23 protein-coding genes are annotated in these 26,519 nt (G+C 59.6%); 5 read left to right on the forward strand and 18 right to left on the reverse strand.

Features of this window, described 5'->3' with window-relative positions:
• Positions 1–48: 48 nt before the first annotated feature.
• From ACR0B0_RS14960 to ACR0B0_RS14990, 7 genes are all read right to left on the reverse strand, one after another.
• Positions 49–1,179, reverse strand: a complete 1,131-nt coding sequence (locus tag ACR0B0_RS14960) for an ABC transporter substrate-binding protein (protein ID WP_480648472.1) — start codon at positions 1,177–1,179, stop codon at positions 49–51.
• Between the two features lie 110 nt (positions 1,180–1,289).
• A complete protein-coding gene (locus tag ACR0B0_RS14965; RefSeq protein ID WP_480648474.1) occupies positions 1,290–2,921 on the reverse strand; it encodes an AMP-binding protein in 1,632 nt (543 codons plus the stop codon).
• Positions 2,921–4,072 carry an acyl-CoA dehydrogenase family protein gene (locus ACR0B0_RS14970; protein WP_480648476.1) on the reverse strand — a complete coding sequence of 384 codons (1,152 nt, stop codon included), beginning with the start codon at positions 4,070–4,072 and terminating at the stop codon, positions 2,921–2,923. The genes ACR0B0_RS14965 and ACR0B0_RS14970 overlap by 1 nt, the downstream gene beginning before the upstream one ends.
• Positions 4,072–4,872, reverse strand: coding sequence for an enoyl-CoA hydratase family protein (locus ACR0B0_RS14975; protein ID WP_170362121.1), 801 nt, complete (start codon positions 4,870–4,872; stop codon positions 4,072–4,074). The genes ACR0B0_RS14970 and ACR0B0_RS14975 overlap by 1 nt, the downstream gene beginning before the upstream one ends.
• Positions 4,862–5,329 (reverse strand): MarR family winged helix-turn-helix transcriptional regulator, encoded by a 468-nt coding sequence (locus ACR0B0_RS14980; protein ID WP_170350925.1) that lies wholly within the window; start codon positions 5,327–5,329, stop codon positions 4,862–4,864. Before ACR0B0_RS14980 ends, ACR0B0_RS14975 begins: the two co-directional genes overlap by 11 nt.
• The gene (locus ACR0B0_RS14985; protein ID WP_480648478.1) at positions 5,326–6,057 is read right to left on the reverse strand and encodes an SDR family NAD(P)-dependent oxidoreductase; all 732 of its coding nucleotides are present in this window, start codon (positions 6,055–6,057) and stop codon (positions 5,326–5,328) included. Before ACR0B0_RS14985 ends, ACR0B0_RS14980 begins: the two co-directional genes overlap by 4 nt.
• A complete protein-coding gene (locus tag ACR0B0_RS14990) occupies positions 6,054–8,348 on the reverse strand; it encodes a bifunctional salicylyl-CoA 5-hydroxylase/oxidoreductase (protein ID WP_480648480.1) in 2,295 nt (764 codons plus the stop codon). The genes ACR0B0_RS14985 and ACR0B0_RS14990 overlap by 4 nt, the downstream gene beginning before the upstream one ends.
• Positions 8,349–8,489: 141 nt before the next feature.
• Here ACR0B0_RS14990 and ACR0B0_RS14995 point away from each other — a divergent pair, with 141 nt between their 5' ends.
• A complete protein-coding gene (locus tag ACR0B0_RS14995; RefSeq protein ID WP_480648482.1) occupies positions 8,490–10,442 on the forward strand; it encodes a 3-hydroxyacyl-CoA dehydrogenase NAD-binding domain-containing protein in 1,953 nt (650 codons plus the stop codon).
• Between the two features lie 15 nt (positions 10,443–10,457).
• On the opposite strand, the gene ACR0B0_RS15000 is transcribed toward ACR0B0_RS14995, so the two are convergent.
• The 3 genes from ACR0B0_RS15000 to ACR0B0_RS15010 are packed head-to-tail and all read right to left on the reverse strand — an operon-like array spanning position 10,458 to position 13,616.
• Entirely contained in the window at positions 10,458–11,180 is a 723-nt protein-coding gene (locus ACR0B0_RS15000; protein ID WP_480648484.1) for an MbnP family protein, read from the reverse strand.
• Positions 11,180–12,298, reverse strand: coding sequence for a cytochrome-c peroxidase (locus ACR0B0_RS15005; protein WP_480648486.1), 1,119 nt, complete (start codon positions 12,296–12,298; stop codon positions 11,180–11,182). The genes ACR0B0_RS15000 and ACR0B0_RS15005 overlap by 1 nt, the downstream gene beginning before the upstream one ends.
• A gap of 19 nt (positions 12,299–12,317) precedes the next feature.
• A complete protein-coding gene (locus ACR0B0_RS15010) occupies positions 12,318–13,616 on the reverse strand; it encodes a hypothetical protein (RefSeq protein ID WP_170350920.1) in 1,299 nt (432 codons plus the stop codon).
• A gap of 306 nt (positions 13,617–13,922) precedes the next feature.
• On the opposite strand from ACR0B0_RS15010, the gene ACR0B0_RS15015 reads away from it, so the two are divergent.
• The 4 genes from ACR0B0_RS15015 to ACR0B0_RS15030 are packed head-to-tail and all read left to right on the forward strand — an operon-like array spanning position 13,923 to position 19,484.
• The gene (locus ACR0B0_RS15015) at positions 13,923–16,022 is read left to right on the forward strand and encodes a hydantoinase/oxoprolinase family protein (RefSeq protein WP_480648488.1); all 2,100 of its coding nucleotides are present in this window, start codon (positions 13,923–13,925) and stop codon (positions 16,020–16,022) included.
• Positions 16,019–17,668, forward strand: coding sequence for a hydantoinase B/oxoprolinase family protein (locus tag ACR0B0_RS15020; protein WP_480648490.1), 1,650 nt, complete (start codon positions 16,019–16,021; stop codon positions 17,666–17,668). The genes ACR0B0_RS15015 and ACR0B0_RS15020 overlap by 4 nt, the downstream gene beginning before the upstream one ends.
• Positions 17,665–18,747, forward strand: coding sequence for a pyridoxal phosphate-dependent aminotransferase (locus tag ACR0B0_RS15025; RefSeq protein ID WP_480648492.1), 1,083 nt, complete (start codon positions 17,665–17,667; stop codon positions 18,745–18,747). The genes ACR0B0_RS15020 and ACR0B0_RS15025 overlap by 4 nt, the downstream gene beginning before the upstream one ends.
• Positions 18,744–19,484 carry a maleate cis-trans isomerase family protein gene (locus ACR0B0_RS15030; protein WP_480638948.1) on the forward strand — a complete coding sequence of 247 codons (741 nt, stop codon included), beginning with the start codon at positions 18,744–18,746 and terminating at the stop codon, positions 19,482–19,484. Before ACR0B0_RS15025 ends, ACR0B0_RS15030 begins: the two co-directional genes overlap by 4 nt.
• A 9-nt stretch (positions 19,485–19,493) precedes the next feature.
• Here ACR0B0_RS15030 and ACR0B0_RS15035 read toward each other — a convergent pair whose 3' ends face one another.
• Genes ACR0B0_RS15035 through ACR0B0_RS15070 form a run of 8 tightly spaced genes read right to left on the reverse strand, consistent with a single transcriptional unit; the run spans position 19,494 to position 26,513 of the window.
• Complete coding sequence (locus ACR0B0_RS15035; RefSeq protein ID WP_480648624.1) at positions 19,494–20,594, reverse strand: alpha-hydroxy acid oxidase; 1,101 nt, start codon at positions 20,592–20,594, stop codon at positions 19,494–19,496.
• Positions 20,594–21,148 carry a sulfopyruvate decarboxylase subunit beta gene (gene comE / locus ACR0B0_RS15040; protein ID WP_170350915.1) on the reverse strand — a complete coding sequence of 185 codons (555 nt, stop codon included), beginning with the start codon at positions 21,146–21,148 and terminating at the stop codon, positions 20,594–20,596. The genes ACR0B0_RS15035 and comE overlap by 1 nt, the downstream gene beginning before the upstream one ends.
• Positions 21,145–21,651, reverse strand: a complete 507-nt coding sequence (comD, locus tag ACR0B0_RS15045; protein WP_170362110.1) for a sulfopyruvate decarboxylase subunit alpha — start codon at positions 21,649–21,651, stop codon at positions 21,145–21,147. Before comD ends, comE begins: the two co-directional genes overlap by 4 nt.
• Before the next feature lie 48 nt (positions 21,652–21,699).
• Positions 21,700–22,110, reverse strand: a complete 411-nt coding sequence (locus tag ACR0B0_RS15050; RefSeq protein WP_170350913.1) for a universal stress protein — start codon at positions 22,108–22,110, stop codon at positions 21,700–21,702.
• 23 nt (positions 22,111–22,133) lie between these two features.
• Positions 22,134–23,114, reverse strand: a complete 981-nt coding sequence (locus tag ACR0B0_RS15055; protein WP_480648495.1) for an alcohol dehydrogenase catalytic domain-containing protein — start codon at positions 23,112–23,114, stop codon at positions 22,134–22,136.
• Positions 23,111–23,872, reverse strand: a complete 762-nt coding sequence (locus ACR0B0_RS15060; RefSeq protein ID WP_170350911.1) for an SDR family NAD(P)-dependent oxidoreductase — start codon at positions 23,870–23,872, stop codon at positions 23,111–23,113. The genes ACR0B0_RS15055 and ACR0B0_RS15060 overlap by 4 nt, the downstream gene beginning before the upstream one ends.
• Positions 23,865–25,172, reverse strand: a complete 1,308-nt coding sequence (gene hisD / locus ACR0B0_RS15065) for a histidinol dehydrogenase (protein ID WP_170350910.1) — start codon at positions 25,170–25,172, stop codon at positions 23,865–23,867. Before hisD ends, ACR0B0_RS15060 begins: the two co-directional genes overlap by 8 nt.
• A gap of 12 nt (positions 25,173–25,184) precedes the next feature.
• On the reverse strand, positions 25,185–26,513 hold the full coding sequence (locus ACR0B0_RS15070; RefSeq protein WP_058282850.1) for a TRAP transporter large permease: 1,329 nt from the start codon (positions 26,511–26,513) through the stop codon (positions 25,185–25,187).
• Positions 26,514–26,519: the final 6 nt, after the last annotated feature.

The following is a 26,519-nucleotide window of genomic DNA, read 5'->3' on the forward strand; positions in this document are numbered from 1 at the left end:
ACTCCGGTGGTCTGCCCGCCCCGCAATCGGGGGCAGGCAGAGGGTCAGTTACATTTTGCACTCGGCCGCATAAGCGTCAGAGTGGTTTTCCAGCGCAACGCCGAGGATCTTGTTGGTGAATACGTCACCTTCCTTGATCACTTCACGCGCATAGATGGTCTGAACCGGGTGATGGTTTGGGCCAAAGCTGAAATCGCCGCGGGTGCTGTCGAACTCGGCCGCTCGCAGCGCCTCACGGAAAGCATCGGCATCTGACGGGTCGGCCTTGTCCAGCGCCGACAGCAGCAGATTGGCGGTGTCAAACCCTTGGCTTGCGTAGAGCGAAGGCAGACGTCCGTATTCCGCCTGAAAGCTTTCCACAAACGCCGCATTGGTCGGGTTGTCGATATCCTTGTTCCACTGCGAGGTGTTCACCACCCCCATCGCCGCATCACCAACTGCCTGCAGGATGCCCTGATCAAAGCTGAAGGCCGGACCGACCACGGGCAGGTCGATCCCACTGTCGGCATATTGCTTGAGGAAGGAAATCCCCATACCGCCTGGCAGGAAGAAGAACACGCTATCCGCATCGCTGGCCCGGATCTGAGCAATCTCGGCGGCATAGTCGGTCTGTCCCAGTTCGGTATAAATTTCACCGGCCAGATCGCCTTCGAAGAACCGTTTGTAGCCTGTCAGAGCATCCACACCAGCCGGATAGTTTGGGGCCAAGATAAAGCTGTTCTTGTAGCCCGCACCGTTGGCATAGGCCCCCGCAGCCTCGTGCAGGTTGTCGTTCTGCCAGGCGACGTTGAAATAGTTCTGATGGCAACCTTTCCCGGCCAAGGGAGACGGGCCCGCATTGGGCGACAGATAGAATACGTTCTGGTTCACCGCCGCAGGCACAACCGCCATGGCAAGGTTGGACCAGATGATACCGGTCATCACATCGACCCGTTCGGATTGGATCATCTTGTCCGACAATTGCACGGCGATGTCGGGCTTGCGCTGGTCGTCTTCGATTACAACCTCAATATCGTCGCGGCCCGATTGCGTGATGGCCAGCATGAACCCGTCCCGCACATCGATGCCCAACCCGGCCCCGCCACCAGACAGCGTAGTGATCATCCCGACCTTAACCTCGGCCACCGCACCGGTGGCGCACAGCGCGGAAACCGCAGCGGCCGCTAGAAACTTTTTCATCTTCATCTCCCTTCGTTGGTCTTTCGAACGCGCCTTTTGCCAATCTTCCCCGCGTTCAGCCTATGCCCCTGACAGGGCGTTCTTTTTTGTTATGCCGCTATTCACACCGATCACGCCCCGTTCGTCGAGGGGGATTTCAACCTGAAGCGCTGAATTTTTCCCGTCGCGGTCTTTGGCAACGCGTCGCAGAACCGGATCGAGCGTGGGTATTTGTAGGGCGCGATGACGGATTTAACATGAGTTTGCAGCGCCTCGCGCAGGCTATCCTCTGCCACAGCACCTTCGGTCAGCACGACATGCGCCTCGACAATTTCGCCCCGATCCGGGTCTGGGGCACCGATCACGGCGCATTCCAGAACAGCCTCATGCGCCAGCAGCGCGGCTTCGACCTCGGGGCCTGCGATGTTGTAACCGGCCGAGACGATCATATCGTCATTGCGTGCCGCGAAATGGAAATAGCCGCCTTCGTCCTGATAGAAACTGTCGCCGGTGATGTTCCAGCCGTCGTGAACATAATCCTTTTGACGATCATCATTCAGATATCGGCAGCCGGTCGGGCCTCGCACCGCCAATCGGCCAATGTCGCCCGTTTTGGCCTCGGTCCCGTCGCGGTTCAAAACCTTCGCTTCGTACCCTTTGACCGACCTTCCGGTGCAAGCGGGCCGGTGATCGTCGAACCGGTTTGAGATGAAGATATGCAGCAATTCCGTGGCCCCGATGCCATCGAGCATCGGCTTGCCTGTACGTGCAATCCAGTCGTCATAGACGGGTTTGGGCAACGTCTCGCCCGCCGAAACGGCAGCGCGCAGGCTGGACAGATCGGCCCCGTCCTCCATCGCTTGCAACATGACCCGATAGGCGGTTGGAGCTGTGAAACAGACGGTGGCTTTATACTTCTCGATGATCTCGATCATACCGGAGGGAGAGGCTTGTTCCAGCAAGGTCGCCGTTGCCCCAAATCGCAGTGGAAACACCGCCAGTCCACCCAGCCCGAAAGTGAATGCCAATGGAGGGGACCCGACAAAGACGTCCTCAGGCTGCACGTTCAGAACCTCGCGCGCATAACCATCGGCGATGATCATCAGATCGCGGTGAAAGTGCATCGTGGCCTTGGGCTCTCCGGTCGAACCTGAGGTGAATCCCAGAAGGGCAACGTCATCGCGACCCGTTTGCACGCATTCGAACTGAACCGGTTTTTCCAGCGCCAGACGATCAAGTTCGGCATCGTGGTTTGAGGTGCCGTCGAACCCCACGACGCGCTCTAGGGACCGGCTATCCTGTGCGCAGGTTTCCATTTCCTCCATCAAACGCGTATCGCAGAGGGCGAACTGGATCTCGGCCTTGTCCACATGTTTGGTCAACTCTCCCGCCCGCAGCATGGGCATGGTGTTGACGACTACGGCCCCAGCTTTGGTCGCGGCCAGCCAGCAGGCCACCATGGCCGGGTTATTTGCCGACCGGATCAACACCCGGTTACCGGGCTGTACCCCCAGATCTTCGACCAGCACGTGCGCCAGACGGTTGGTCCAGTCGGTCAGCTCTTTATAGGTCCGCTGCCGCCCATTTCCGATCAGGGCGATGTTGTCGCCAAACCCCTTGTCCACCATCGCATCAGTCAGCTCATACGCAGCATTCAGAAGGTCGGGATAGTCGAACCCGTCCAACAGAAAATCTGGCCACTGCTCCTCGGACGGCAAGCTATCGCGGCTGAACGTATCGATATGTGCGGACGGTCCCAACATCACTTCCCCTCCCTATGCGCGGCCATTGCCTGACGGGCGATGACCACTTTCTGAACGTCCGAGGCACCCTCGTAGATGCGCAACGCCCGGATTTCACGGTACAGCGCCTCGACCGGCATGCCCGATCGGACACCATCACCGCCGAACAGCTGTACCGCCTTGTCGATGACCTGCTGCGCGTGGTCGGTGGCAAAAAGCTTGGCCATTGCGGCCTCACGTGTGATCCGTGGTGCCCCACTGTCTTTGGTCCAGGCGGCGCGGTAGACCAGCAGCGCCGCCGCATCGACGTCCAGCGCCATATCGGCGATGTGACCTTGCACCATCTGCAGATCGAACAGCGGGGCGCCTTGCACATGCCGGGTACTGACCCGCGTCAACGCCTCATCCAACGCGCACCGGGCGAACCCCAAGGCCGCTGCCGCCACGGTCGAGCGGAACACATCCAGCACTGACATGGCGATCTTGAACCCGGCACCGGGCGCGCCGATCATCGCCGACGCTGGGATACGCGTATCAGAAAACCGCAGTGTCGCCAGCGGATGCGGAGCGATGGTGTGCAGCTGTTCGGCAACCTCAAACCCCGGCAAGTCGGGTGTTACCACAAAGGCAGACAATCCCTTAGCACCCGGCGCCTCGCCCGAGCGGGCGAACAGTGTGTAGACATCGGCAAGGCCCCCGTTCGATATCCAAGTCTTTTCGCCGTTCAGAACATAGTGATCGCCATCTCGTATTGCGGTCATAGTAGAATTCGCCACATCCGATCCTGACTGTGGCTCGGTCAGCGCAAAGGCTGAAATCGCCTGCCCGCTGCGCGTTTTTGGCAACCATTCGGCCTTTTGCTGGGGTGAGCCGAACAGGGAAATCGCACCGGTGCCAAGGCCCTGCATGGCAAAGGAAAAATCGGCTAACCCATCATACCGGGCAAGGATTTCCCGGGTCAGACACAAAGTCCGCACATCCAACTGGCCGTCTTCATCCGCAGTTGGCTGCAGCAGCCCCGCCGCACCCAAGTCGCGCACCAGCGCGCGGCAGGCGGCATCCGTGTCCGCGTGGTCGACCTTTAGCTCCTGCACGACCTCTTCGACTCGCGCGGCCCAGCTGCGGTGGCGTGGCTCGAAAAATGGCCATGACAGGAAGCTGCGATCTGCCATCAATCCCCCTCGAACTCTGGTTTTTCTTTGGCGACAAAGGCGTTGTAGGCACGCTCAAAATCGCCGGACTGCATGCAGATGGCCTGCGCTTGTGCCTCGGCTTCGATGGCCTGTTCGATCGACATGGACCATTCCTGCGCCAACATGGTTTTGGTCATCATATGCGCGAAATTCGGTCCCGCAGAGATACGCCGGGCCATGTTCTGCGCCGCGCCCTCAAGCTGATCCGCCTCGACCACGCTGTTGTAGAACCCCCAGCCAAGCCCCTCCTCGGCGCTCATAGACCGCCCGGTATAGAGCAGCTCTGCCGCCCGCCCCTGCCCGATGATACGGGGCAAGATGGCACAGGCTCCCATGTCACAACCAGCCAGCCCAACCCGTGTGAACAGAAAGGCGCATTTCGCCTGTGGTGTGGCGATACGCAGATCGGATGCCATGGCGATGATTGCTCCAGCCCCAACGCAGATACCGTCCACCGCCGCAATCACCGGCTTACCGCAATTCACCATCGCCTTGACCAGATCGCCGGTCATGCGGGTAAAGGCCAACAACTCTTTCATATTCATGCGGGTCAGCGGGCCGATGATGTCATGCACATCGCCACCTGAGCTAAAATTGCCACCATTCGACGCAAAGACCACGGCGTCCACATCATCGACATAGACCAGATCGCGAAACCAGTCGCGCAGCTCGGCATAGCTGTCGAAGGTCAGCGGGTTTTTCCGCTCAGGCCGGTCCAAGCTGACCGTGGCAACGCGGTCCTGCACCTCACACTGGAAATGTTTGACGTCACGGATCATTAGGCTCCTCCGGCAGGCTGAATTCGGTGGTGAGCGTCCTTGCATCCTCGGCCGAGAATTGGCCCAGCATATCGGCGATCCATGCCTCATGCGCAGCGGCCTGGCGGGCGAATTCCGCGCGACCCTTTTGGGTCATACACACGCGATGGGCGCGGCGGTCTCCGGGCACCGGCACCCGCACCAGCAGACCATCGTCAGCCAGCCGGTCCACGATCCCGGTCACGTTGCCATTGGAGACGCGCAGCACGCCCGAAATCTCGCTCATTTTCAGGCCGCCCTCAAAGCGCGAGAGCGCTGCCATCACGTCGAACCGGGGCAAGGTCGTGTCGAACTCGGCCCGGAAATTCTCACGCAGTTTGGCCTCGATACCTCGGGTGGTTTTCAACAGACGCAACCACAGACGTAGCCGTTCTTTCGAGGCATCCTCAAGCGGGGGGTGTGCAAGGGTCGGGGTCATAATTCACCTCCCGAAAGGCTGAGCGTGTGTCCGTTCACGGATTTCGCAGCGTCCGAGCACAGCCATTTCACTGCGCTGGCGACCTCATCCGTTTCGATAAACCGGCGTTGGGGGTTGCCCCGGTGAAGCGAGGCGGCGGCGTCCTCTGCGCTCATCCCCGTTTTTTCGACGATGGTTTCGATCGAACGTTCCAGCATCGGCGTGTCTACAAAACCGGGGCACACGGCGTTGACGGTGATCCCGGTCGGGGCCAGTTCAACTGCCAGCGCGCGGGTAAGGCCGATAACCCCGTGTTTCGCGGCGCAATAACCAGAGACGTAAGGATAGCCTTTCAATCCCGCTGTCGAGGCGATGGCGACCAGACGCCCGGCGCCCGCCGTCTGCATGTCTGCCAGCCCGGCCTGCCAGACGTTGAACACACCGATCAAGTTGACCTCGGTCATGCCGCGCAGGTCATCCGCCGTCATTTTGGCAAACGGCACCGAATGCGCCGCGCCTGCATTGGCGATGACCGCCGTGACCGGGCCGCGTTGGGCGCGGGCGGACTCGAAAGCGGCCTGTACTTGCACCGTGTCGGTCACATCGCAGACTTCGAAAGGTAGGCCCTGCTGTTGCAAGGTAGCCTCGGTCCGACCTAAAAGAGTGATCGCCACGCCATCCTCAGCAAGCGTCTTCGCAATCGCTGCACCGACCCCGGTGCCACCGCCTGATATGACTACGTGACTCATACCTTACCTGCCATTTCTGCGTCGCGGTCGGCCAGACGCCAGGCCTGATCGCGCCCAGCCTCATAGGGTTTTGGCCAGATCTCCTGCCGGTCGCCCAGCGCCGTGGCTGCGTGCAAGGTCCAATAAGGGTCGTTCAGATGCGGTCTGGCCAGACAGACCAGATCGGCGCGCCCTGCCATCAAGATCGAATTGACGTGGTCGGCCTCGTAGATGTTGCCAACTGCCATTGTCTTGATGCCACGTTCATTGCGGATACGGTCCGAGAATGGGGTCTGGAACATCCGCCCATAAATCGGCTGCGCCTGTGTCGAGGTCTGGCCTGCGGACACATCCACGATATCCGCCCCCGCCGCCTCGAACATCGCCGCGATCTCAACGGCCTCTTCCGGTGTGATGCCGTTTTCACCCGCCCAGTCACTGGCCGATATACGCACTGCCATCGGCTTGGCCTCGGGCCAGACCGCGCGCATGGCCGCGAACACCTCAAGCGGGTAACGCATGCGGTTTTCCAAACTGCCGCCATAGTCGTCGTCTCGTGTGTTTGAAAGCGGAGAAATGAAGGACGAGATCAGATACCCATGAGCCGCGTGCAGTTCTATCATGTCGAACCCGGCGCGATCAGCCATTTGGGCGGCTGCTGCGAACTCAGCCATGACGCGATCCATATCCCACCGATCCATCGCTTTGGGTATGGCGTTGTCGTCTGACCACGCAATGGCCGAGGCGGAAATCAGGGCCCAGTTGCCTTCCTCCAACGGCTGATCCATGCCCTCCCACCCGATGCGCGTCGATCCTTTGCGCCCGGCATGACCGATTTGGCAGCAAATCTTGGCGTCGGTCTCGGTGTGGACGAAATCGGTCAGGCGGCGCCATGCCGCCTCATGCTCGGGCGCATACAGACCGGGACAACCTGGCGAGATGCGACCATCGGCACTGACACAAGTCATCTCGGTATAGACCAGCCCTGCCCCGCCCTTGGCGCGCTCGCCATAGTGGATCAGATGCCAGTCGGTCGGGCAGCCATCCACGGCCTTGTACTGTGCCATGGGTGAGACCACGATCCGGTTCTTCAACTCCATCCCACGCAGACGGAATGGCGCAAACATGGGCGCGCGGGCGGGAGCGTTGATCCCGACCCCCGCTTGCGCCATGAACCAGGCCTCGGCCCGGCCCAGCCACCCGGCATCGCGTTCGCGCAGGTTTTCATGGCTGATCCGTTGCGACCGGGTCAGCATGGAATAGTTCAGCTGCACGGAATCCAGATCCAGATAGCGTTCAACATCCTCGAACCACTCAACCGAGTTCCGCGCCGCCGATTGCAGTCGCAGTACTTCGAGCCGCCGTTCGTCTTCATAACGGGCAAAGGCAGCCTCAAGCGTGTCTTCGCTGTGAATATACTCGGCCAGCGCAATCGCGCTTTCCAACGCCAATTTGGTTCCCGACCCGATCGAGAAATGCGCCGTAGCCGCAGCATCCCCCAGCAAAACGACGTTGTCGTGGCTCCATTTCTCACACAGCACGCGCGGAAACCGCAGCCAGGCTGAGCCACGGATATGGTTGGCATTAGTCATCAGAGCATGCCCGCCCAGATGATCCTTGAAGATGTCTTGGCAAACGGCAATCGAGTCCTGCTGGCTCATCTTGTCAAAGCCATAGGCATCGAATGTCTCTTGTGTGCATTCGACAATGAAAGTCGCGGTGTCTGGATCGAATTGATAGGCATGGGCCCAAACCCAGCCCTTATCGGTCTTCTCGAAGATAAAGGTAAAGGCGTCGTCGAATTTCTGGTGCGTTCCCAGCCACACAAACTGACACAGGCGCTGGTCGATATCCGGTTTGAACACATCTGAAAACTCGGCGCGGGTTTTCGAATTCAGCCCGTCCGACGCAATGACGACGTCATAGTTGGCCATATAGTCCAAGGCGGATGCAGCCTCGGTTTCGAACCGCATCTTCACATCCAATTCGCGGGCGCGGGCCTGCAGGATCAGCAACAGCTGCTTGCGCCCGATGCCGCAGAACCCATGCCCGCCAGACACAGTGCGCTGGCCTTTGTGAACCAGCGCCACATCGTCCCAATAGGCAAACTGTTCCCGAATTCTCTCAGCGCTGATCGGATCGTTGACCGCCAGATTGTCCAACGTTTCATCGGACAAAACGACGCCCCAGCCAAAGGTGTCATCGGGTCGGTTGCGCTCGATCACCTCAATCTCGGCCGCCGGATTTCGAAGCTTCATCGAAATCCCGAAATAAAGACCCGCCGGTCCGCCGCCAAGGCAAGCAATGCGCATCGCTAAACTTCCCCTCATCCGTCTGAATACCTGAAACGCTAGACCGAGTCGCTGATCCCTTCAAGTTAAAATATTTTATGCTTGAAGTTTTTTTGCGAGAAGTTACGCTTTCAATTATTCTCCAAAACGTCGGGTGGCCGGATGGTGGTGCGTGTCGAAACAAAGGACGATTTGGCGGTTGTGACGATCGACAACCCGCCTGTGAACGCAGCCAGTCAGGCAGTGCGCGCGGGGCTGTTGGCAGCCATTGCCGAGACCGAAGCGAACACTTCTGCCAAGGCCGTCATACTGTGCGCTGAAGGTCGGACATTCACTGCTGGTGCGGATGTACGCGAGTTTGACAAGTCGCCAATGGAACCCCACCTGCCGGACGTCATCCAGGCGATTGAAGACACAATAAAGCCCTGGGTCGCGGCACTGCACGGTTCTGTCCTTGGCGGTGGACTTGAGATCGCGCTTGGGTGCAGTCACCGCGTGGCGCTGCGCAGCACCAGGTTTGGCCTGCCCGAGGTAACGCTGGGCCTGATCCCTGGCGCGGGCGGCACCGTTCGACTACCGCGCCTGATCGACCCGCTTGAGGCGCTGAACATGGTGACCAGCGGTAAGCCGATCTCTGCTATGACGGCGCTGAACCTAGGTCTGATTGACGGTATCGCCGACGGTGACCTGATGGCCTGTGCCAGTGCGCTGGCCCGGTCGGCCGCAAACGTTCGGCCTAGAACTGCATTGCGGCACCGGAACGCCAAACCAGTTATGGACTTAACAGCTTGGGAAGCAGCAAAGACCCGCATCATCACAAAAGCGCGCGGCGCACATGCGCCTGCCGCAGCAGCAAGGGCCGTGCAAGCCGCGCTCGATCTGCCCGCGGATCAAGCTCTGTTTCAAGAGCGTGAGACGTTTTTGACCCTGAAATCCGACCCGCAAAGCGCGGCCTTGCGCTACATCTTCTTTGCTGAACGATCAGCGTCAAAACTGTCCGAACTGAAGGACATGGAACCCCATCCGCTCACAAGCATCGGCGTGATTGGTGGGGGCACCATGGGGGCCGGGATCGCCGCCGCCTGCCTGCTGGCAGGGCTGCCAGTGACCTTGGCTGAACGGGACGACGCTGCCCGTGCAGCCGGGCAAGGTCGCATCACAGCCATCCTAGACAACAGCAGAAAGCGCGGCCTGATTGACCAAGGCAAGCAGGAGGCTCTGACCGCCGCTTTATCAACCACGACCACATTCAAGGCTCTGACCGAAACCGATCTGATCATCGAGGCCGTATTCGAGGACATGGAGCTGAAAGCGCAGGTGTTTCAGGAGCTTGATAAGCATATCCGGCGCGACGCCATTCTAGCCAGCAACACGTCTTATCTGAATATCAGCGCCATGGCCGCCCAAACCAGACACCCCGAACGTGTGATCGGCCTGCACTTTTTCTCACCCGCGCACATCATGAAACTGGTTGAGGTCATCATCCCAGACAATGCCGCCTCATCCGTTGTTGCCACAGGGTTTGCGCTGTCGCGTAAGCTTGGAAAGATCGCCGTGCCCGCCGGTGTATGTGACGGGTTTATCGGCAACCGCATCATGTCTGCCTATCGACGTGAATGCGAATACATGGTCGAAGACGGCGCCCTGCCTTGGGACGTTGATCAGGCGATGCGCGATTTTGGCTTTCCCATGGGGGTGTTTGAAATGCAGGACCTTGCGGGCCTCGACATCAGATGGGCCAAGCGCAAAAGCCAAGCTGCGACCCGCGACCCCGCCCAGCGCTATGTTCACATTGCCGACAAGCTGTGTGAGGCGGGACGTTTCGGGCGCAAGGCTAGCCAAGGTTGGTACGATTACGCGGACGACAAAGCGACCCCATCGCAATGGGTGGAAAACCTTGTTCTGGCCGAATCCGCGCGCAAGAAGATCGCGCGCACTCCGATATCCGACACCGAGATCATCCAGCGCATTCTGACCACTATGCAGACCGAGGCGCAGGCCCTTTTGACGGAAGGCATAGCGCGGCGCCCCGAGGATATCGACGTGGTCATGGTCAACGGTTATGGCTTTCCACGCTGGCGCGGCGGCCCGATGTTCCTGAAAAACCACCCTTAGTTGGATTGAACACCCTCAGAAACTCGGCGCGATCATGTTGGCATAGTTGTTGGCCAGCACCTCGGCATCAGCGCGGTTGAACTTGACCGAGGGCAGCGCCTGCATGTCGATCTGTGCCGCATTGTCGAATAGTTTCGCCAGATCGACGGTCAGATGAACCTCTTGCTTTCCGTCTGCCAAAACCTCCGCCGGAACTAAAAATTCGACCTCGCGCGCGTTCTCGGAAAACCCCACGTGATAGACCAGGGGGGACACGTCCCCACCCACTTGCAGCGCCCCTTCGAACACGACAAATTTGTACCCGACCTCCCAATTCCAGGCCATCTGACTGTTGGGGTCCAGATCCCCGCGCACCTCAATCGAACTGTTCGCAGCCGGGTCGACACCGATCAAAAACCGCACAGTTTCAATCGATGGCAATGGCACGGCAGGCAAGGTGATCGAATGCGCGCTGTCCGCATTGTCAAAGCGCAGCAAATGATAACTTTCGGGTTCGGCATAGGTCTCATCCCCGTGCCCGAAAGACAGGTTGCTGAGGTAGAACCTGAAGTCGCGAACCCTGAACTGACCCTGCCCGCCCGGATTTTCATAGATGAATTGATCATAGATCAGAGGCTCATCCCCCATCTGGGCGTGGAATGTCAGCGTGATCGGCGTGGCTTTGTTTTGCCCCGGGTTCAGCACGAACCACCCCGCGATCAGGACCACCAAGGCTGAAATTACAATGATCGGACGCATCACGACCCTCCCTCGAACGGGTTGGAAAACTGCGGGTTGGTCATAAACGCCTCATCCGTCAGAGTGTGCAGGAAGGCGATGATGGCCTGGATTTCATCGGGCGTCATGCGCAGGCCCACCGTTTCCTGCCCCGCCTCGGGCGCGTTGTCGGCCTCAAGGATCAACGGGCTGAGTGTATCGCTGACCACGATACCATCGTTGTAATGGTCCATTACATCCTCCAGCGTGTCGAACCGACCGTCATGCATGTAGGGAGCTGTGACGGCGATGTTGCGCAGGGTCGGAACCTTGAAAAACCCCTTATGCGCCGGGTTGCCCGTCACCGCCATCAGACCGTCGGGCAAGGTCTCATCCGGATCCAGCCCGTTGTTGGAAAACCCGTCCAGCGCATCGCGAAAGCCCGAGGTCAGGAACTGACTGTGGCAATCGATGCAATTGCCGCCCCTCAGGGACACCTTGGTATCGGGATGCGCCATGAACAGCTTGCGCCCATGTTCTTCCTGCGCGGTCAGCCGGACCTCACCCCGTAGGTATTGATCGTATTTCGAGTTTGACGAGATCAAAAGCCGCATGAAAGTCGCCAGCGCCTTGGCTGTATTTTCGGGCGTTACCGCACCATAGGCCTGACGAAACATCTTGCGATAAGACCCTGAGGCCTGAAGCTCCTCCATCAGCGCATCGATATCCTGCCCCATCTCATCCGGATGTTGGATCGGCATCAAAGCCTGCTCTTCCAACGAGGTCGCACGGCCGTTCCAGAAAAACCTCTCCTGCCCCCAAAGCAAATTGGCGAGGCTCATCGAACTAAAGTCCAGCTCACCCCCGGACAATGTCGGCGACTTTGCCAGCCCATCGGTAAACGCCAATTCCTGCACGTGACAGGTTGCGCAGGACACCTCATTGTTGCCCGACAGGATGGGGTCATAGAACAGGTGCCGGCCCAACGTGAACGCCTCTTGCGTCAGCGGGTTGTCGGGCGGAACGGCAAACCGCCCGAACACAAAAGGGGCTGAGAAATCGGCAATGGGCGTTACCGTCGGGCCGCGCATCCGATCCCAGACCATCCAACCAGCCACCGCAATCCCTGCGGCGGCCAGGATCAACACAACCCAACGCATTCCGCCCCCCCAACGGCCGTCAGTGGTGGTGAACAAACCCCGAGCCGAACAGTCCTTCGAGGTTATCCACTCCCTTGTTGTAACGCTCTTTGAAATCAATCGTGGCCAGACGCTCTCCGGTCTCCAGATCATGAACCGAGATCGTATGGCTGGCCAGATCGGCGATGAAATCCACATCGGTCGGATCATCTTCAGCCCCGTTGCCCAGATTCAGCAGATTGTTCTGAACGGCAATCAAATCGCGCCCCGAAGCCGAGGTGAAAAAGATCATATGATGCGCCCCCGGATCGGCGACGATATCCGGCCCGCTGGGCACCAGCTCGGGCAACGCGGCCAATTCATAGCGTTTCACCACACCCGGGAGGGCATGCGAGATGAACAGCTCATCCTCGGTGCCGTAGAATTCCAGAGGTACAGCCGTTTCATTGGCAACACCGCTATAGATCACTTCGGCCTCACCAAAACTCTTGGAACTGGCGTCATAAGGTACTTTCCACGTCTCGAACCCGAACATTGTATTGGCCAGAATGGCCGGTTCGATATCTGGATGGATGCCCGGGCGGGCAAACAGCACCTCGACCGGAGAGGACGGAAAGTCCAGCGGCTTTTCTTTCTCAACCACGATGTTTTCAATGGGCTCCAGCGCGTTCAGATCAATGATCGTCAACATGTTGCCAACACCGGTGGCCAGATCCGGATGCACGGTCGAGGTCACGACCATGCGGTCCTCAAAAGCCGAGATACCATGCGGATACATGATATAGGGCGCGCCTTCGCCCACCTGGCTTTTGCGGGCTTCGATCACTTTTACGACCTCATTCGTCTGTGGATCAAAAACGCCCACCGAACCGCCATCATCGCCGCCGGTTCCGCCCATGAAGGTCACGAACATGTATTCCTGACCGTTCGAATTGGCCCACATGATGTCTTCACCCACCATCTGTCCCTGCGTATCCAGACAGGTAAAGCCCGAAATTACCGGCGCACCGCCCGCATCGCGGGCCAACCCGACCTCGGCCAGGCTGCACGAGGGATCAAGCCCCGTGGCATAGAGCCTGCCATTCGGGCTGTAATACAGATGGTGCAAGGGATGCTCCATCTCAGGCTGTTCAACCTCGCTGAGGATTTCTCCGAACCGATCCGACTCCGGGTCCAGCTCAATGATTGCGATACTGTGACTCGTATCCAGCGTCGGCAGCCCGCGCAGCAGCACCATGCCCTGGCTTTCCTCGCGGTCCTGCGACAATGCAGGCGACAGACCTGCCAGTATCAGGCCCGCACCAATCAGAACACTGCGTGTAGTATGGCTGAATTTCATAACTTCCCCCCCTGAGATGAAATTTAGGAATACTTGAGAATAAGATGCACCTTACCCTACGTCATATCACAATATTGGAATGGAACCAAATTCATGGGGGCCGAAAGATTTGTTGACGGATGGGGCATTCCTCACTCAATGTTCTAGGCATCAGAGGATAAGGAACCGAAGCTGTGACAGCCACCCTTCGACAACCGATGATGCGTCGCGACACCGGGTGCGATCTGGTCGTCTAACCCGCGGGGACAGACCGTTATCATCTGACCCGGCTTCGGGTTTGTTCCACCTTTTCAGGCTGATACCCAAATGATCCAACCAGATGGATTGCGCATGGCAATCGATATCGGCGGTACGTTTACTGATACCGTCCTGCTGAACAGCGCATCGCAGGTGGTGGCAACCACCAAAACTCCCACCACTCCACATCGCCCTGCCCTTGGTGCCGTTGCGGGTGCCACGCATGTGCTTGAAGCCGCTGGTGCCGATTGGCATCGGGTAACCGGTTTCATTCATGGCACCACGCTGGCCACCAATGCGTTGATCGAACGGCGCGGGGCCGCGACCGCCACCATAACCACGCGAGGGTTCCGGGATATCCTCGAAATCGCTTATGAACGGCGCTACAGCCAATATGCGATTGATCTGGTCAAACCCGACCTGATCGTGCCGCGTACCCATTCGCTGACCATCGGTGGGCGCATGGACGTCAACGGGCAGGAACTGGAACCGTTGGACGCTGCGGCCATCGCGCCTTTGGTGGACGAACTGACGGCGCTTGAGGTCGAGGCCGTCGCCATCTGCCTGCTGCACGCCTATGCCAACCCTGCACACGAACTGGCCCTGCGCGATCTGCTGGCGCTGCATATGCCCGATTTGGTCATCTCACTCAGCCACGAGGTCAGCCCCGAAGCGCGCGAGTTCGACCGGCTGTGTACCACCATTGCCAATGCCTACGTGCAGCCGCTCATGGCCGGATATCTGCAGGATTTTGAGGCGCGCTTTCGGCAGATGGGATTAACCTGCCCGATCCTGATGATGACGGCAGGCGGCGGCATGACCACGCTCGACACCGCTGCCCGGCTACCGATCCGTCTGGTCGAATCCGGCCCCGCCGGTGGCGCCGTTCTCGCCGCTCGCATCGCCGAGGCCACTGGAGAGGCGGACGTGCTGTCCTTTGACATGGGCGGCACCACGGCCAAGCTGTGCCTGATCGACGAGTACCGCCCTCAGACCGCGCGCAAGTTCGAAATCTCGCGGGCCAAACGCTTTATCAAAGGCTCAGGCATGCCGGTTCGGATACCTGTGATCGAGATGATCGAAATCGGCGCTGGGGGCGGTTCCATCGCCAGCGTCGACCGTCTAGGCCGCATTCAGGTCGGCCCCCATAGCGCGGGATCAGACCCCGGCCCGGCAGCCTTTGGAAAGGGCGGGGAAAACCCCACCGTCACCGATGCCGATCTGACGCTGGGTCTGATCGAGCCTGGGCGCTTTGCCGAAGGACGGCTGCAGATCGATCAGAGCGCAGCGCAACAGGCGATGGCGAAAGATGTGGGCGACCCTTTGAGCCTTAACCCCGATCAGGCCGCCTTTGCGGTCAGTGAGATTGTCGACGAAAGCATGGCCAGCGCAGGTCGTATGCACGCGGTCGAATCCGGCAAGGACCTTGGCAATCGGCTTATGATCGCGTTTGGCGGCAACGGTCCACTGCACGCCACCCGTGTGGCCCGTCGCGCCCAGATGCGGCGCGTTCTGATCCCGCGTGACCCGGGCGTCGGCTCAGCTGTTGGATTTCTGTTCGCGCCGGTTTCGTACGAGGTCATCCGGTCACGCTATGCCCGGTTGGACAGCTTGGATATCGACGGGTTGAACCGGTTCTTCGATGGTATGCAGGCCGAAGCGGAACAGGTTGTTCGCGCCGGTGCGCCCGAGGGCGAATTGCTGCAACGCCGGATCGCCTATATGCGATATTACGGGCAAGGGCATGAGATCGAAATCCGTCTGCCGGATCGGGCTATGGCCGCCTCGGACCTCGACGCGCTGAGGCAAGCTTTTGAGACGGAATACAGCCGACAATTCAGCCGGATCGTGCCCGGCATGACGATCGAGATTCTGAACTGGGGGCTGTCTGTTTCATCGCCCGCACCTGCGCATGAACCTTATCCCGACAACCCGGCCCATCAACAGGCAGAAACCACCGAACAGCGCCAGATCCTGTGCGACGTCACCGGAGAATGGCGCGCCGCAGGCGTCTACAACCGCACCGACCTGACGTCCGGAGCCGCGCTCAGCGGTCCGGCGCTGATTGTCGAGGCACAAACGACCACATTTGTTAGCGCAGATTTCAGCGCAACCGTGGATGGCCAGGGCAATATCTGGCTGACGCGGCAAGAGGAGGCACAGGGATGATCCAATCAGATACACGCCTGCAAGTGATGTGGAACCGACTTCTGGCCGTGGTCGAGGAACAGGGTCAGGCGCTGATCCGCGCGGCCTTCAGCCCCATTGTGCGCGAATGCGGCGATATCTCGGCCGGGATATTCGACATGCAGGGCCGGATGCTGGCACAAGCTGTCACCGGCACGCCTGGACATATCAACACCATGGCCGAGGCGGTCAAAACCCTGCGCGCCAGATTTGCCCAAACCAATATGAAACCCGGCGACATCTATATGACCAACGATCCTTGGATTGCCTCGGGTCACCTGAACGACTTTTTGCTGATGATGCCCGTGTTCTTCGGCGACACTGTTATCGGCTATACAGCCTGCACCTCGCATCTGGTCGATCTCGGCGGGTTGGGCATGGGGCCGGAAGGGTCGGATATCTATGACGAAGGGCTGCTGATCCCCCCCTGCAAACTGGTCAGCCAAGGCGAAGTCAACGCGCTGGTGCTTGAGATCGTCAAAGCCAACTCTCGCGAACCCATCGCCAACGAGGGCGACATTTATGCCCTGATCGCCTGTTGCGAGGCCGGGTCAACAAGGCTGGTTCAGATGATGCAGGAATTTGGCATCACCGACCTGAGCGCGCTGTCCGATTACATCATCGAAACGTCACGTCGCGGCACGTTAGAGGCCATCGCCGGCCTGCCCAAGGGCACATGGCAACACGTGCTGAAAGTAGATGGTTACGACAAAGAGATCGAGCTGCACGCAGCGCTGACCATCGCCGATGATCACCTGTTGCTGGACTTCGACGGCACAGCGGCCTGTGTGGGTAAAGGGATCAACGTGCCACTGAACTATGCAACCGCCTATTCCGTCTTTGCCCTACGTTGCATCATCGGGGCGGATATCCCGAACAATGCGGGTTCGCTCGATCCGTTTCGGGTGACGGGCCCCGAGGGTTGTATCCTGAACGCGCAACCTCCGGCACCGGTGGCGATGCGGCATACGTTGGGGCAGATGACCCCCGACCTGGTCTATGGCTGCCTGTCGCAGGCCCTGCCTGAAAAGGTTCCGGCCGAGGGGGCATCATGCATGTACGATCTGCCCCTGCGCCACGCGCCGGAAGCGATCGACCGGGGCGATGACCAGTTTGCGTTGGAATTGGTGTTCAATGGCGGCACAGGCGCACGCCCCGGGCTGGACGGTTTGTCGGCCACGGCCTTTCCCAGCGGCGTTTGGGGCAGTCAGGTCGAAACCACCGAGGCGGTTGCCCCTGTGCTTTTTCACCGTCGTGAACTGCGGCCCGATTCCGGTGGCGCCGGGCGTCTGCGCGGCGGTCTGGGGCAGCATATCGAACTCAGCGCGTCCAAGGATCAGGATTTGATGCTGTTCCTGTCGGTCGAGCGGATCAAGAACCCAGCCAACGGCCGAGAAGGCGGGTTGGACGGCGCGCCCGGTCGCATCACCGTGATGCCGGAAAACCGCCAACTGCCGGGCAAAGGTGAGGTTCGGATCAAGGCCGGTGAAACGCTGATCTTTGAAACTCCGGGTGGGGGTGGCTTTGGCCTGCCCGAGGAACGCCCGGAGGAGGCGGTGCAAAGCGACGTCCGCGCGGGCCTTGTCAGCGAGGCGATGGCCCGAACCCAGTATCGGAGGCAAATATGACCCAACCGCACCCGCATATTGCGTGCATGTCCCCTTATGCGCTGGCCAACCTTGACGCGCCCGAGGGCAAAACCCTGATCTCGCTGTCGCAAAATGAAAGCCTGCGCCCGCCCAGCCCCAAGGCGACCGAGGCGGCAGCGCAGGCGTTGGGCAGCTCGATGCTCTATCCCGATCCGGACTGGACGGACCTGCGGCACGCACTGGCCGAACTGCACGGAATAGATCCCGATGGTATTTTGTGCGGCAACGGATCGCTCGACCTGATCGGATGCCTGGCGCGCGTGTTCGCAGGGCCAGACCGGGCGGTGTTGGCGCCCGCCCATGCCTATCCGTTCTTTCAAACGGTGGCGCAGGTGACAAACGCGCGGTTCGACCCTGCCGCCGAAGTAGATGCCGTCGTCAGTGTCGACGCCATGCTTGCCGCGGTCCAACCGGATACCGGGATCGTCTTTGTCGCAAACCCCGGCAACCCGACCGGCACGCGCATTCCGAAAGCCGAACTTGTCCGCCTGCGTCAGGGCCTGCGGCCTGACATTCTGTTGGTGATCGATGAAGCGTATGGCGAATTTTCTGATCACCTGGGCGAGCGGTGTTTCGATCTGGTTCAGGGCGGAAACACAGTCGTTTTACGCACGTTTTCAAAAGCCTACGGCATGGCGGGGTTTCGCGTCGGGTGGGGTCTGTTTCCATCTGCCATCGCCAGAGAGTTGCGTAAAGTGATGAACCCGAACAACGTCCCGGCCAGCGCCCAAATCGCTGCAGCGGCAGCCGTGCGGGACGATGCCTATATGCGCGAAACCTGCGCGATCACCGCAAGCTTGCGGGATCAGGCAACGGCCCAGTTGAAACAGGCCGGGTTCGCGCCTTATCCCAGTTTCACCAACTTTGTGCTGCTCAACATGGGCAGCACCGAAGCCGCAGCAAGCGCGGATCAAAGGTTGCGGTCCGAGGGCGTGTTCCTGCGCCCGCAAGGCGGCGCGGGCCTGCCTCATACCCTGCGCATGACCGTCGGTCCGCAGGCGGCGCTGGTCAAAGCGATAGAAATCCTGACGCAATGGAAACAGGAGGGACAGATATGACAGCTTCCAGAGGGCGGGCCCGGTTCGGCCTGCTGGTGCCCTTCACCAACACCAATTTTGAGCCTGACCTGGCCCTGATGTCCCCGGCAGGCGTTTCACTGCACGTAGCCAGATTGGGTGGGTATGACGAGGACGAAATCCCCGACGAATCCCAGATGCACGATCTAGGGGCCGCCGACTTGGATGAGCCTTTGCGCCTGTTGATGGGAACCAAGCCGGACGTTGTCTTTTACGGATGCACCTCGGCCACGCTGACTCATGGCCCCGAGTTCGACCGAGATCTGGCCAACCGCATCAGCGCCGATAGCGGGGCCAAGACGGTGACCGCAGCAGGGGCGTTGGTCCATGCGTTGTCCACCTTGGGGGCCAAGCGTATCGGTTTCGCCTCGCCCTATGTTCCGGCGATCAACGACATGGCAATTGCTTTTCTGGGCAAGCTGGGGGTGGACACGATCCAACGCTCGGAAGTGTCTGAACCGCTTGGCAATGAAGGCCAGGGGGCGTTGGAGCCGGATGCCGTATTCGAACTGGGCCGCGGGGCTGATCACCCCGAGGTCGACGCGCTGGTTCTGTCCTGCACCGACATGCGCAGCGTCGAGGTCATAGCCCGGCTGGAAGACGCGGTTGGGAAACCGGTGATCAGCTCGAACCAGGCGATGCTGTTTCAGGCGTTGCAACTGTTGAATATCGATGAACCCATCCCCGGGTACGGACAGCTATTGGAACGCGAAAGGTGATCCGAGCGGTCAATCCTTCAGTTCACCAACGGATGTCACTCCGATTTGGGCCATGGTGATGCTGAATTCTTCGCTCAACACATCCCAAAGCTGCTGCAGGCCCGCCTCGCCTGCGGCGGACATGGCAAATTGCAGGATGCGGCCAAAGAACACATAATCCGCACCCGCGGATAAGGCCTTTATGGCGTCCTCACCGGACTGCAACCCGCTGTCATAGAACAACGGGTATTCGTTGCCCACGGCGGTGCGTATCTCTCGCAGCGCTTCAATCGCCGCCGGGGCGCTGTCCAATTGCCGCGCGCCATGGCTTGAGACCTGAAGGGCATCAGCGCCCGCTGCTTTCACGGCCAGCGCGTCCTCGGGGTCTAGCACACCTTTGACGACCAGCTTGCCCTCCCATTGATCGCGCAGACGGGCCAGCGTCTCCCATGTTGCCTTTGCGCGGCTTTCGGTGCGGTCGAACTCGTAACCCTCAGTCAGAAAGTTCGCCATCTGAGGTTTACCTGCCATCAGGGTTGAAAGGGACCACTTCGGATGCAGGGCAAAGTCCACGAATTGGCGTGGGCCGATCCGAAAGGGCATCTTGAACCCATGGCGCAGCTCACGTGGGCGCCGCCCGACCTCGGGAACATCCACGGTCAGCACCAGCGTCTCGTAACCTGCAGCGCGGGCGCGATCGACCAGCTTGAACGTGCCCGAGCCGTCGCCGCTGAAATAAAGCTGGAACCAGGCGTTGCCTTCGGCTTCGACAATAATCTCCTCCATCGACGTCGAAGCGACCGTGGACACGCCCAAGGGCACGGAATACCGCGCGGCCAGACGGGCCAGCATCAGATCTGCCCCGGGTGCGGACAGGTTACACATGCCCATTGGCGCGATACCGAAGGGGCGTTGTGTGGGCTGGCCGAAGACTTCGGTCGCCAGAGACCGTTCGCTGACGTCCCGCAACACCCGCGGGCGTATTGTCATAGCGTCCAGGGCGGCACGGTTGCGGGCCGCGCCGGTTCCAAGCCCCGCCGCGCCGTCAATATAGTCGAATACCATCCACGGCAGACGCCGCCGCGAAATGCGGCGAGCGTCTTCTGCGCTGTGGATCGCATTGCTTGGGATCAAGCCTGAACGGCCTTCATAAAGCGGTCACGGATGACTACCGGATCCATTGTGATGACAGGCATCTTGGCATTCCCGCTTTCGCATTTGCTGACAATGATGGTCATCTGTTTGGCATCCAGCGCCTCTTGCAGCACACGACCTGTATCTTCGGCCTGGCATTCGATCACACGTTCGCACCCGGCAGCCTCGGCCATTTTCGCCAGAGAAGTTTTCTGCCCCGCATAGGTCGGTTGATCCCCGGTTGAGCCATAAGAGCCATTGTCGACGATCAGCAGGATATAGTTATCGGCCACGTTGTTGGCGATGGTCGGCAGCGTGCCAAGATTGGTCAGTATCGAACCATCCCCGTCAATAACGATCACCGGCTTCGGCTGCGACAGCGACAGCCCAAGACCGATGGATGAGGCCAGCCCCATCGTGCCCAGCATATAGAAATTGGTCGGCTGATCATCGATGGCGTGCAGTTCCTGGCTGGGGATACCGATGTTGCAGACAACCAGTTGATCACGCAGGATCGGGGCGATTTCTTTCAGAATCTCAGAACGGATCATTGGTCGCCGTAGCCTCCCCAGAAATTGGCATCGGTCAGGATTGCGACCGGCTTGTTGCACATGAAGGTGTATTTCAGGATCGCATCCAATTCCTCGACATCCGCCTGATGGTGAAAGTGGTAGGTCGGGATGTTCATCTGCGCCAACAGGGCCTTGGTATGCACCGCCATTTCCACCTGACAGGCAACGGGTTCGCGCAATTCTCCACGGTATGAGATCAGCATAGGCAGCGGCATGCGATAATACTGGATCAGCGTTGCCAGCGTGTTGATGGTCACTCCAATCGCGGTGTTCTGCATGATGATGGCCGGGCGCTTACCGCCCATCCACGCGCCTGCGCACAGGCCCATCCCTTCGTCTTCCTTGTTTGACGGGATGTGGAAAATCTCGTCCCGCGCGTCGATCTCCTCGATCACGCCAGCAAGCTGCTTACACGGGACGGTGGTTACAAACGAAATATCGTTCGCCACCAGATCGTCTGTGATCTTCTTGTCTATGTTCATTTCCGGTCTGTCAGTCCTGTTTGGGGCGCCCGGGGCGCGATTGATGGTTCAGATGCCACGATGCACATGCACCGCACATCCGGCATGACGGACGACGCGCGACGCGGTCGATCCCAGAAAATAGTCGCTGAGGCCCGGCTTGTGCGAACCGATGACGATGCAGTCAAAATTATTGCTGTTGGCGTAGTCAATGATGCTCCGGGCGGTGTGGCCCTTGACGATCTCGGGCTGGATGCCCTCAAGATCCTCAGTCTTTTCTTTCAATACTCTGGCAGCGGCCCGAAAGCCTTCCGCGACCATCTCTTTGTCCAGATAGGCACTGACCGAACCCTGTGGCATCTCATAGACGTGCAGCGCGACGATCTCGCCACCCTCGGCGGTCAACGCGCGGGCGACCTCTAGCGTGTGTTGCGAAATATCGTGATCCAACGCCATTGGAACCAGAATTTTCTTATACATGAATCCCTCCGTTTCTTCCGGGCCTATGCCCACGGCATGAGGATGATTTTCGGTGCCGCAACGACCCCATTGCGCAAGTCACGAAACGCCTCGGCGCCTTCAGAAAGAGCCCGTTCTTCAACCCAATCCAAACCACCCAATCGGCCATCAAAAATGGCCTGCGCGGTTTGCCGGAAATCCTCGGCCGTATATGTATAGGTGCCGATAAAAGTGATTTCCTGCAAGGTCATGCGGCGTATATCCAGCCCTCCGGCGTCTTCGCCCAGCCCGACATGGGCAATTACCCCGCCCGGCTGAACTATCGTTGAGGCCAGGGACCTAGTGGCAGCAAAACCGACCGCGTCGATCACAAGGGGGAAGTCTTGCATCGTCTCTTTGACCACGTTGAACGCACCAGTGCTCTGCAAATATGCGCGCCGTCCGTCGCTGGGTTCAACGATAACCACATCATCAACATCCATCGCAGACAATGCCAGCGCTGCGGCCACACCGATGGCGCCGCCGCCAATCACCAACGCTTTGCGATCCATCGTGGGATGCAGCGCCTCAAGGCCCAGCCGGACCGCGTGCCAACTGACCGCCAGAGGCTCGGCCAGCGCAGCCATTGCAAAGCTCACATGTGCCGGTACTTCGACCAGATTGCTGGCGGGCATGGCGACATATTGGGCAAAGGCCCCTTCACGCGGTGGCATTGAAATGATCTGACGGTTGGCGCACAGGTTCTCGCGCCCCGACTTGCACGCGCTGCACTTGCTACAACTCACCAGCGGGTTGATGGTGACGCGCGCGCCATCGCGTGGGCCGCCTACAATCGTGCCTGCGGCCTCGTGCCCAAGGATCAAGGGTGCCGGGCGGCGTGCATCGTGGCCCAGATAGGCGTGCATGTCCGATCCGCAGATGCCGGCGGCCTCGATCCGGATAAGATGTTCGGCTTCCCGCGGCGCAGCATCCGGGACATCCCGAAAGGCCACTTGTTCTACACCTTCATAGACCAGAGCTTTCATTTCGCCGTAAACCCTCCGTCAACCATCAGCACCTGCCCGGTGACGTAATCTGAGGCCTTCGAGCACAAAAACAGGATCGGCCCGTCGATATCCTCAACCCGCCCGTTGCGCTGGGTACAAGTCTGAGCCGCGTTGCGAGCGGCACGTTCGGGATCATCGAACACGGCTTGGGTCAGTTCGGTCGGGAAGAACCCCGGCCCGATGGCGTTTGCGGTGATCCCGTGCGGCGACCAAGCCTCGGCCATGGCGCGGGTTAGTTGCCCGATCCCGGCCTTGGTTGCACCATAAGCAATGCCCCCCGGAAAAGCCCGTGTGGTTTGCAGCGAGGCGAAATTCACAATCCGTCCCCAACCGCGTTTCTTCATGGCAGGCACCATCGCCTGGCTCAGGAAAAACGGCGCGCTGAGGTTCAGCGCGAGCGTGGCATCCCAACCTTCGGCGGTGACATCATCCGCTGCTTCACGCGTGTTTACCCCGGCCGCGTGAATAACAATGTCCGGCGATCCGAATTTCGAGCCTATCTGTTCCACCAACGCCCCTGTCACCGACCGATCGGCCACATCGGCAACCACGGTTTCGGCACGCTCACCGATTTCGCGTTTCAAATCTGACAGTGCCTCGGCCCGGCGGGCCACGCCAACCACCTGAGCACCGGCAGCAGCCAGAACAACCGCCACCCGGCGACCAAGCCCCGAACTGGCCCCGGTCACGCAGGCCACCTGCCCCGTCAGATCAAAGAGAGATCGGGGGTCATCCATCTGACGTCAGGTCAAACTGTTCATCAGGAAAATACTTGGCCAGACGAACATCTGCCGCCCGGGCGTGCCCCTCCATCCCTTCCAGGCGGGAAATCCGGGCAGTTGCCACAGCAATGGGCTTTGAACCTTCGCGCGTGGCCCTCTGCCAGGTGACGATTTTCATGTACTTGTGAACACTCAGACCGCCGGTATAACTGGCGGCACCCGATGTCGGCAGCACATGGTTGGTTCCGGTCGCCTTATCGCCGTAAGAAACCGTCGTTTCCTCACCCAGAAACAACGAGCCATAGCAGGTCAGCCGATTCAGCCACCAATCCAGATCTTCGGCCTGAACGGTCAAATGCTCGGGCGCGTATTCGTCAGAACAGGCCGCCATTTCTTCACGATCCGAACAAACGATCACCTCGGCATAGTCACGCCACGCGGCCGAGGCGTTTTCTCGGTTCAGTTCCGGCAAGTCTTCAATAAGCGTTGGCACCAACTCCATCACTTTTTCGGCCAGGGCACGATCATCAGTGACCAGCCAAACCGGCGAGTTGTAGCCGTGTTCAGCCTGAGAGACCAAATCGGTCGCAACCACATGCGCATCGGATGAACTGTCGGCAAGGATCAGGCTGTCAGTAGGCCCTGCGATCATGTCGATGCCGACCTTGCCGTAAAGGATACGTTTCGCTTCGGCGACAAACTGATTGCCAGGGCCAACAAGGATATTGGCGCGCGGCAATCCGAACAGGCCATAGGTCATCGCGGCCACACCCTGCACGCCGCCCATGGCCAGAATGCTGTCAGCACCACAGATATGCGCCGCATAAACTATCGCCGGGGCCACCCCTGCACCAGGGCGTGGAGGGGAACAGGCCGTGATATGGCGGCACCCGGCAACCTTGGCCGTCGTGACCGTCATGATCGCGCTGGCGATATGGCTGTACCGGCCACCAGGCACATAGCATCCCGCCGCATCCACCGGGATCGCCTTTTGGCCAGCGACGAAACCCGGCACGATCTCCATCTGAACATCGGACACGGTTGCCTTTTGCGTTTCCGCAAAGCGGCGCACGTTATCATGGGCAAATCGGATGTCAGCCTTCAGTTTTTCCGGCACCAGCGCGATGGCGGCGTCAATCTCGTCCTGAGTCATCAGGACATTGCCGTCGAATTTGTCGAACTTGGCGGCATATTCCATGGCCTTGGCGTCGCCACCTGCCTCGATATCGGCAAGGATGGTCTTGACCGTTTCATGCACTTCGGACGCATGAGATTCAGGGGTCAGCGTCGCCTTTTTCAGATAGTCACGAGGCATAGTCAGCAAGTCCTATTGGTAGATTTCAGGTAGCAAAGTGGTCGACACCGCCGGGACATACGCAATCAGCAGTACCACGATCAGCATCGTTAATACGAAAGGCACAGCACGCGCGGCAATCTTCAGAATGGACTCGCCTGTAATGCCAGATACGACAAACAGGTTCAGGCCCAGAGGCGGGGTAATGAAACCCACACCCAACGCGGTGATCATCATGATACAGAACTGAATTTCGTTCATGCCGATATTGTCCGCCAACGGCTTGAGGATGGGGGCAAGGATGACGATATTCGGTGTCGTTTCCATGACGCAGCCAGCGGCGATCAGGATGCCGATCATCAGCAGGATCAACAGATAGGGGTCATCGGTCAACGATGTGATCGAGGCCACGAAACCCTGCGGCACACCCATGATCGCCAGCGCCTCGGCTAAGGGGGCAGAGAAAGCGATGATGGGCAGGATAACGCCGTTCACCTTGGCGGAACTGACCAGCATTGAGGGGAAATCGGCCAGCGTCAGCGTACGCAGGATAAAGCCCATGATGATAGTGACAACAACGGCGGTGGCGCCGGCCTCCGTCGGAGTCAGACGCCCCGAGAAGATACCGTAAAAGATAATGCCTGGCACGATAAAGGCGTACCAGCCGGATTTCAGCGCTTTGCCTAGATTGGCCAGCCATTCGCCCATGGTCATCATGCCGCCGCCCTCATAGGCATAGAGGCGATTCATGATGATGTTGGTGACCAGAATCGACACCAGAATGGCCAAACCGGGGATCAACGCCGCCAAGAACAGGGTCGAGGCGGAAATTCCCAACACAAGGCCGATGATGATATAGGCGATGGACGGCGGGATCAGTATACCAGTACAGGCACCGGCGGCCACCAGCGCGCAGGCATAGGGGCGCGGATAACCACTTTCGACCAGCCGGTTGATGGTCATGCGGCCCACTGCGGCAGCCCCCGCCGCGTCCGAGCCGGAAATGGCCGCGAACATGCCGCAGACCAAAACGGTGGCGGATCCGAAACCGCCCTTGGCGAAACAGGTCAGCGCCTCGGCTACATCCAGAAACTTGCGCGATAGCCCAGTGCGCACCAGCACGTCGCCGGTCAGGATAAACAGCGGCACGGCGGTCAGCGCAAAAGCGTCGATGCCGGTGAACAGGCTTTCGCCAACAAGGCTGAGCGGCAGGTCGCCCGACATAATCAGCATGACAATCGCAGCCGTACCAATTGCGGCCCATACCGGAACCGCAAGCGCGATCAGGCCCACGAACATGATTACAGGCAGATAAAAATCCCAGCCCAGCTCAACGGTTTGATTGAGGGAATTCCAGAGCATTCTGTT

Source organism: Ruegeria sp. BA12 (assembly GCF_056539625.1).

Excerpts from the sequence above, each read along its gene's own strand:
- ACR0B0_RS15030 (WP_480638948.1), top strand. The coding sequence starts at position 18,744 with ATGACAGCTTCCAGAGGGCGGGCCCGGTTCGGCCTGCTGGTGCCCTTC.
- ACR0B0_RS15025 (WP_480648492.1), top strand. The coding sequence starts at position 17,665 with ATGACCCAACCGCACCCGCATATTGCGTGCATGTCCCCTTATGCGCTG.
- ACR0B0_RS15070 (WP_058282850.1), bottom strand. The coding sequence starts at position 26,513 with ATGCTCTGGAATTCCCTCAATCAAACCGTTGAGCTGGGCTGGGATTTT.
- ACR0B0_RS14970 (WP_480648476.1), bottom strand. The coding sequence starts at position 4,072 with ATGGCAGATCGCAGCTTCCTGTCATGGCCATTTTTCGAGCCACGCCAC.
- ACR0B0_RS14990 (WP_480648480.1), bottom strand. The coding sequence starts at position 8,348 with ATGCGCATTGCTTGCCTTGGCGGCGGACCGGCGGGTCTTTATTTCGGG.
- ACR0B0_RS15010 (WP_170350920.1), bottom strand. The coding sequence starts at position 13,616 with ATGAAATTCAGCCATACTACACGCAGTGTTCTGATTGGTGCGGGCCTG.
- ACR0B0_RS14960 (WP_480648472.1), bottom strand. The coding sequence starts at position 1,179 with ATGAAAAAGTTTCTAGCGGCCGCTGCGGTTTCCGCGCTGTGCGCCACC.
- ACR0B0_RS14985 (WP_480648478.1), bottom strand. The coding sequence starts at position 6,057 with ATGAGTCACGTAGTCATATCAGGCGGTGGCACCGGGGTCGGTGCAGCG.
- ACR0B0_RS15020 (WP_480648490.1), top strand. The coding sequence starts at position 16,019 with ATGATCCAATCAGATACACGCCTGCAAGTGATGTGGAACCGACTTCTG.
- ACR0B0_RS14980 (WP_170350925.1), bottom strand. The coding sequence starts at position 5,329 with ATGACCCCGACCCTTGCACACCCCCCGCTTGAGGATGCCTCGAAAGAA.
- comD (WP_170362110.1), bottom strand. The coding sequence starts at position 21,651 with ATGAACATAGACAAGAAGATCACAGACGATCTGGTGGCGAACGATATT.
- ACR0B0_RS15050 (WP_170350913.1), bottom strand. The coding sequence starts at position 22,110 with ATGTATAAGAAAATTCTGGTTCCAATGGCGTTGGATCACGATATTTCG.
- ACR0B0_RS14975 (WP_170362121.1), bottom strand. The coding sequence starts at position 4,872 with ATGATCCGTGACGTCAAACATTTCCAGTGTGAGGTGCAGGACCGCGTT.
- ACR0B0_RS14965 (WP_480648474.1), bottom strand. The coding sequence starts at position 2,921 with ATGTTGGGACCGTCCGCACATATCGATACGTTCAGCCGCGATAGCTTG.
- ACR0B0_RS15060 (WP_170350911.1), bottom strand. The coding sequence starts at position 23,872 with ATGGATGACCCCCGATCTCTCTTTGATCTGACGGGGCAGGTGGCCTGC.
- ACR0B0_RS15015 (WP_480648488.1), top strand. The coding sequence starts at position 13,923 with ATGATCCAACCAGATGGATTGCGCATGGCAATCGATATCGGCGGTACG.
- ACR0B0_RS15055 (WP_480648495.1), bottom strand. The coding sequence starts at position 23,114 with ATGAAAGCTCTGGTCTATGAAGGTGTAGAACAAGTGGCCTTTCGGGAT.
- ACR0B0_RS15005 (WP_480648486.1), bottom strand. The coding sequence starts at position 12,298 with ATGCGTTGGGTTGTGTTGATCCTGGCCGCCGCAGGGATTGCGGTGGCT.
- hisD (WP_170350910.1), bottom strand. The coding sequence starts at position 25,172 with ATGCCTCGTGACTATCTGAAAAAGGCGACGCTGACCCCTGAATCTCAT.
- ACR0B0_RS14995 (WP_480648482.1), top strand. The coding sequence starts at position 8,490 with ATGGTGGTGCGTGTCGAAACAAAGGACGATTTGGCGGTTGTGACGATC.
- comE (WP_170350915.1), bottom strand. The coding sequence starts at position 21,148 with ATGATCCGTTCTGAGATTCTGAAAGAAATCGCCCCGATCCTGCGTGAT.
- ACR0B0_RS15000 (WP_480648484.1), bottom strand. The coding sequence starts at position 11,180 with ATGCGTCCGATCATTGTAATTTCAGCCTTGGTGGTCCTGATCGCGGGG.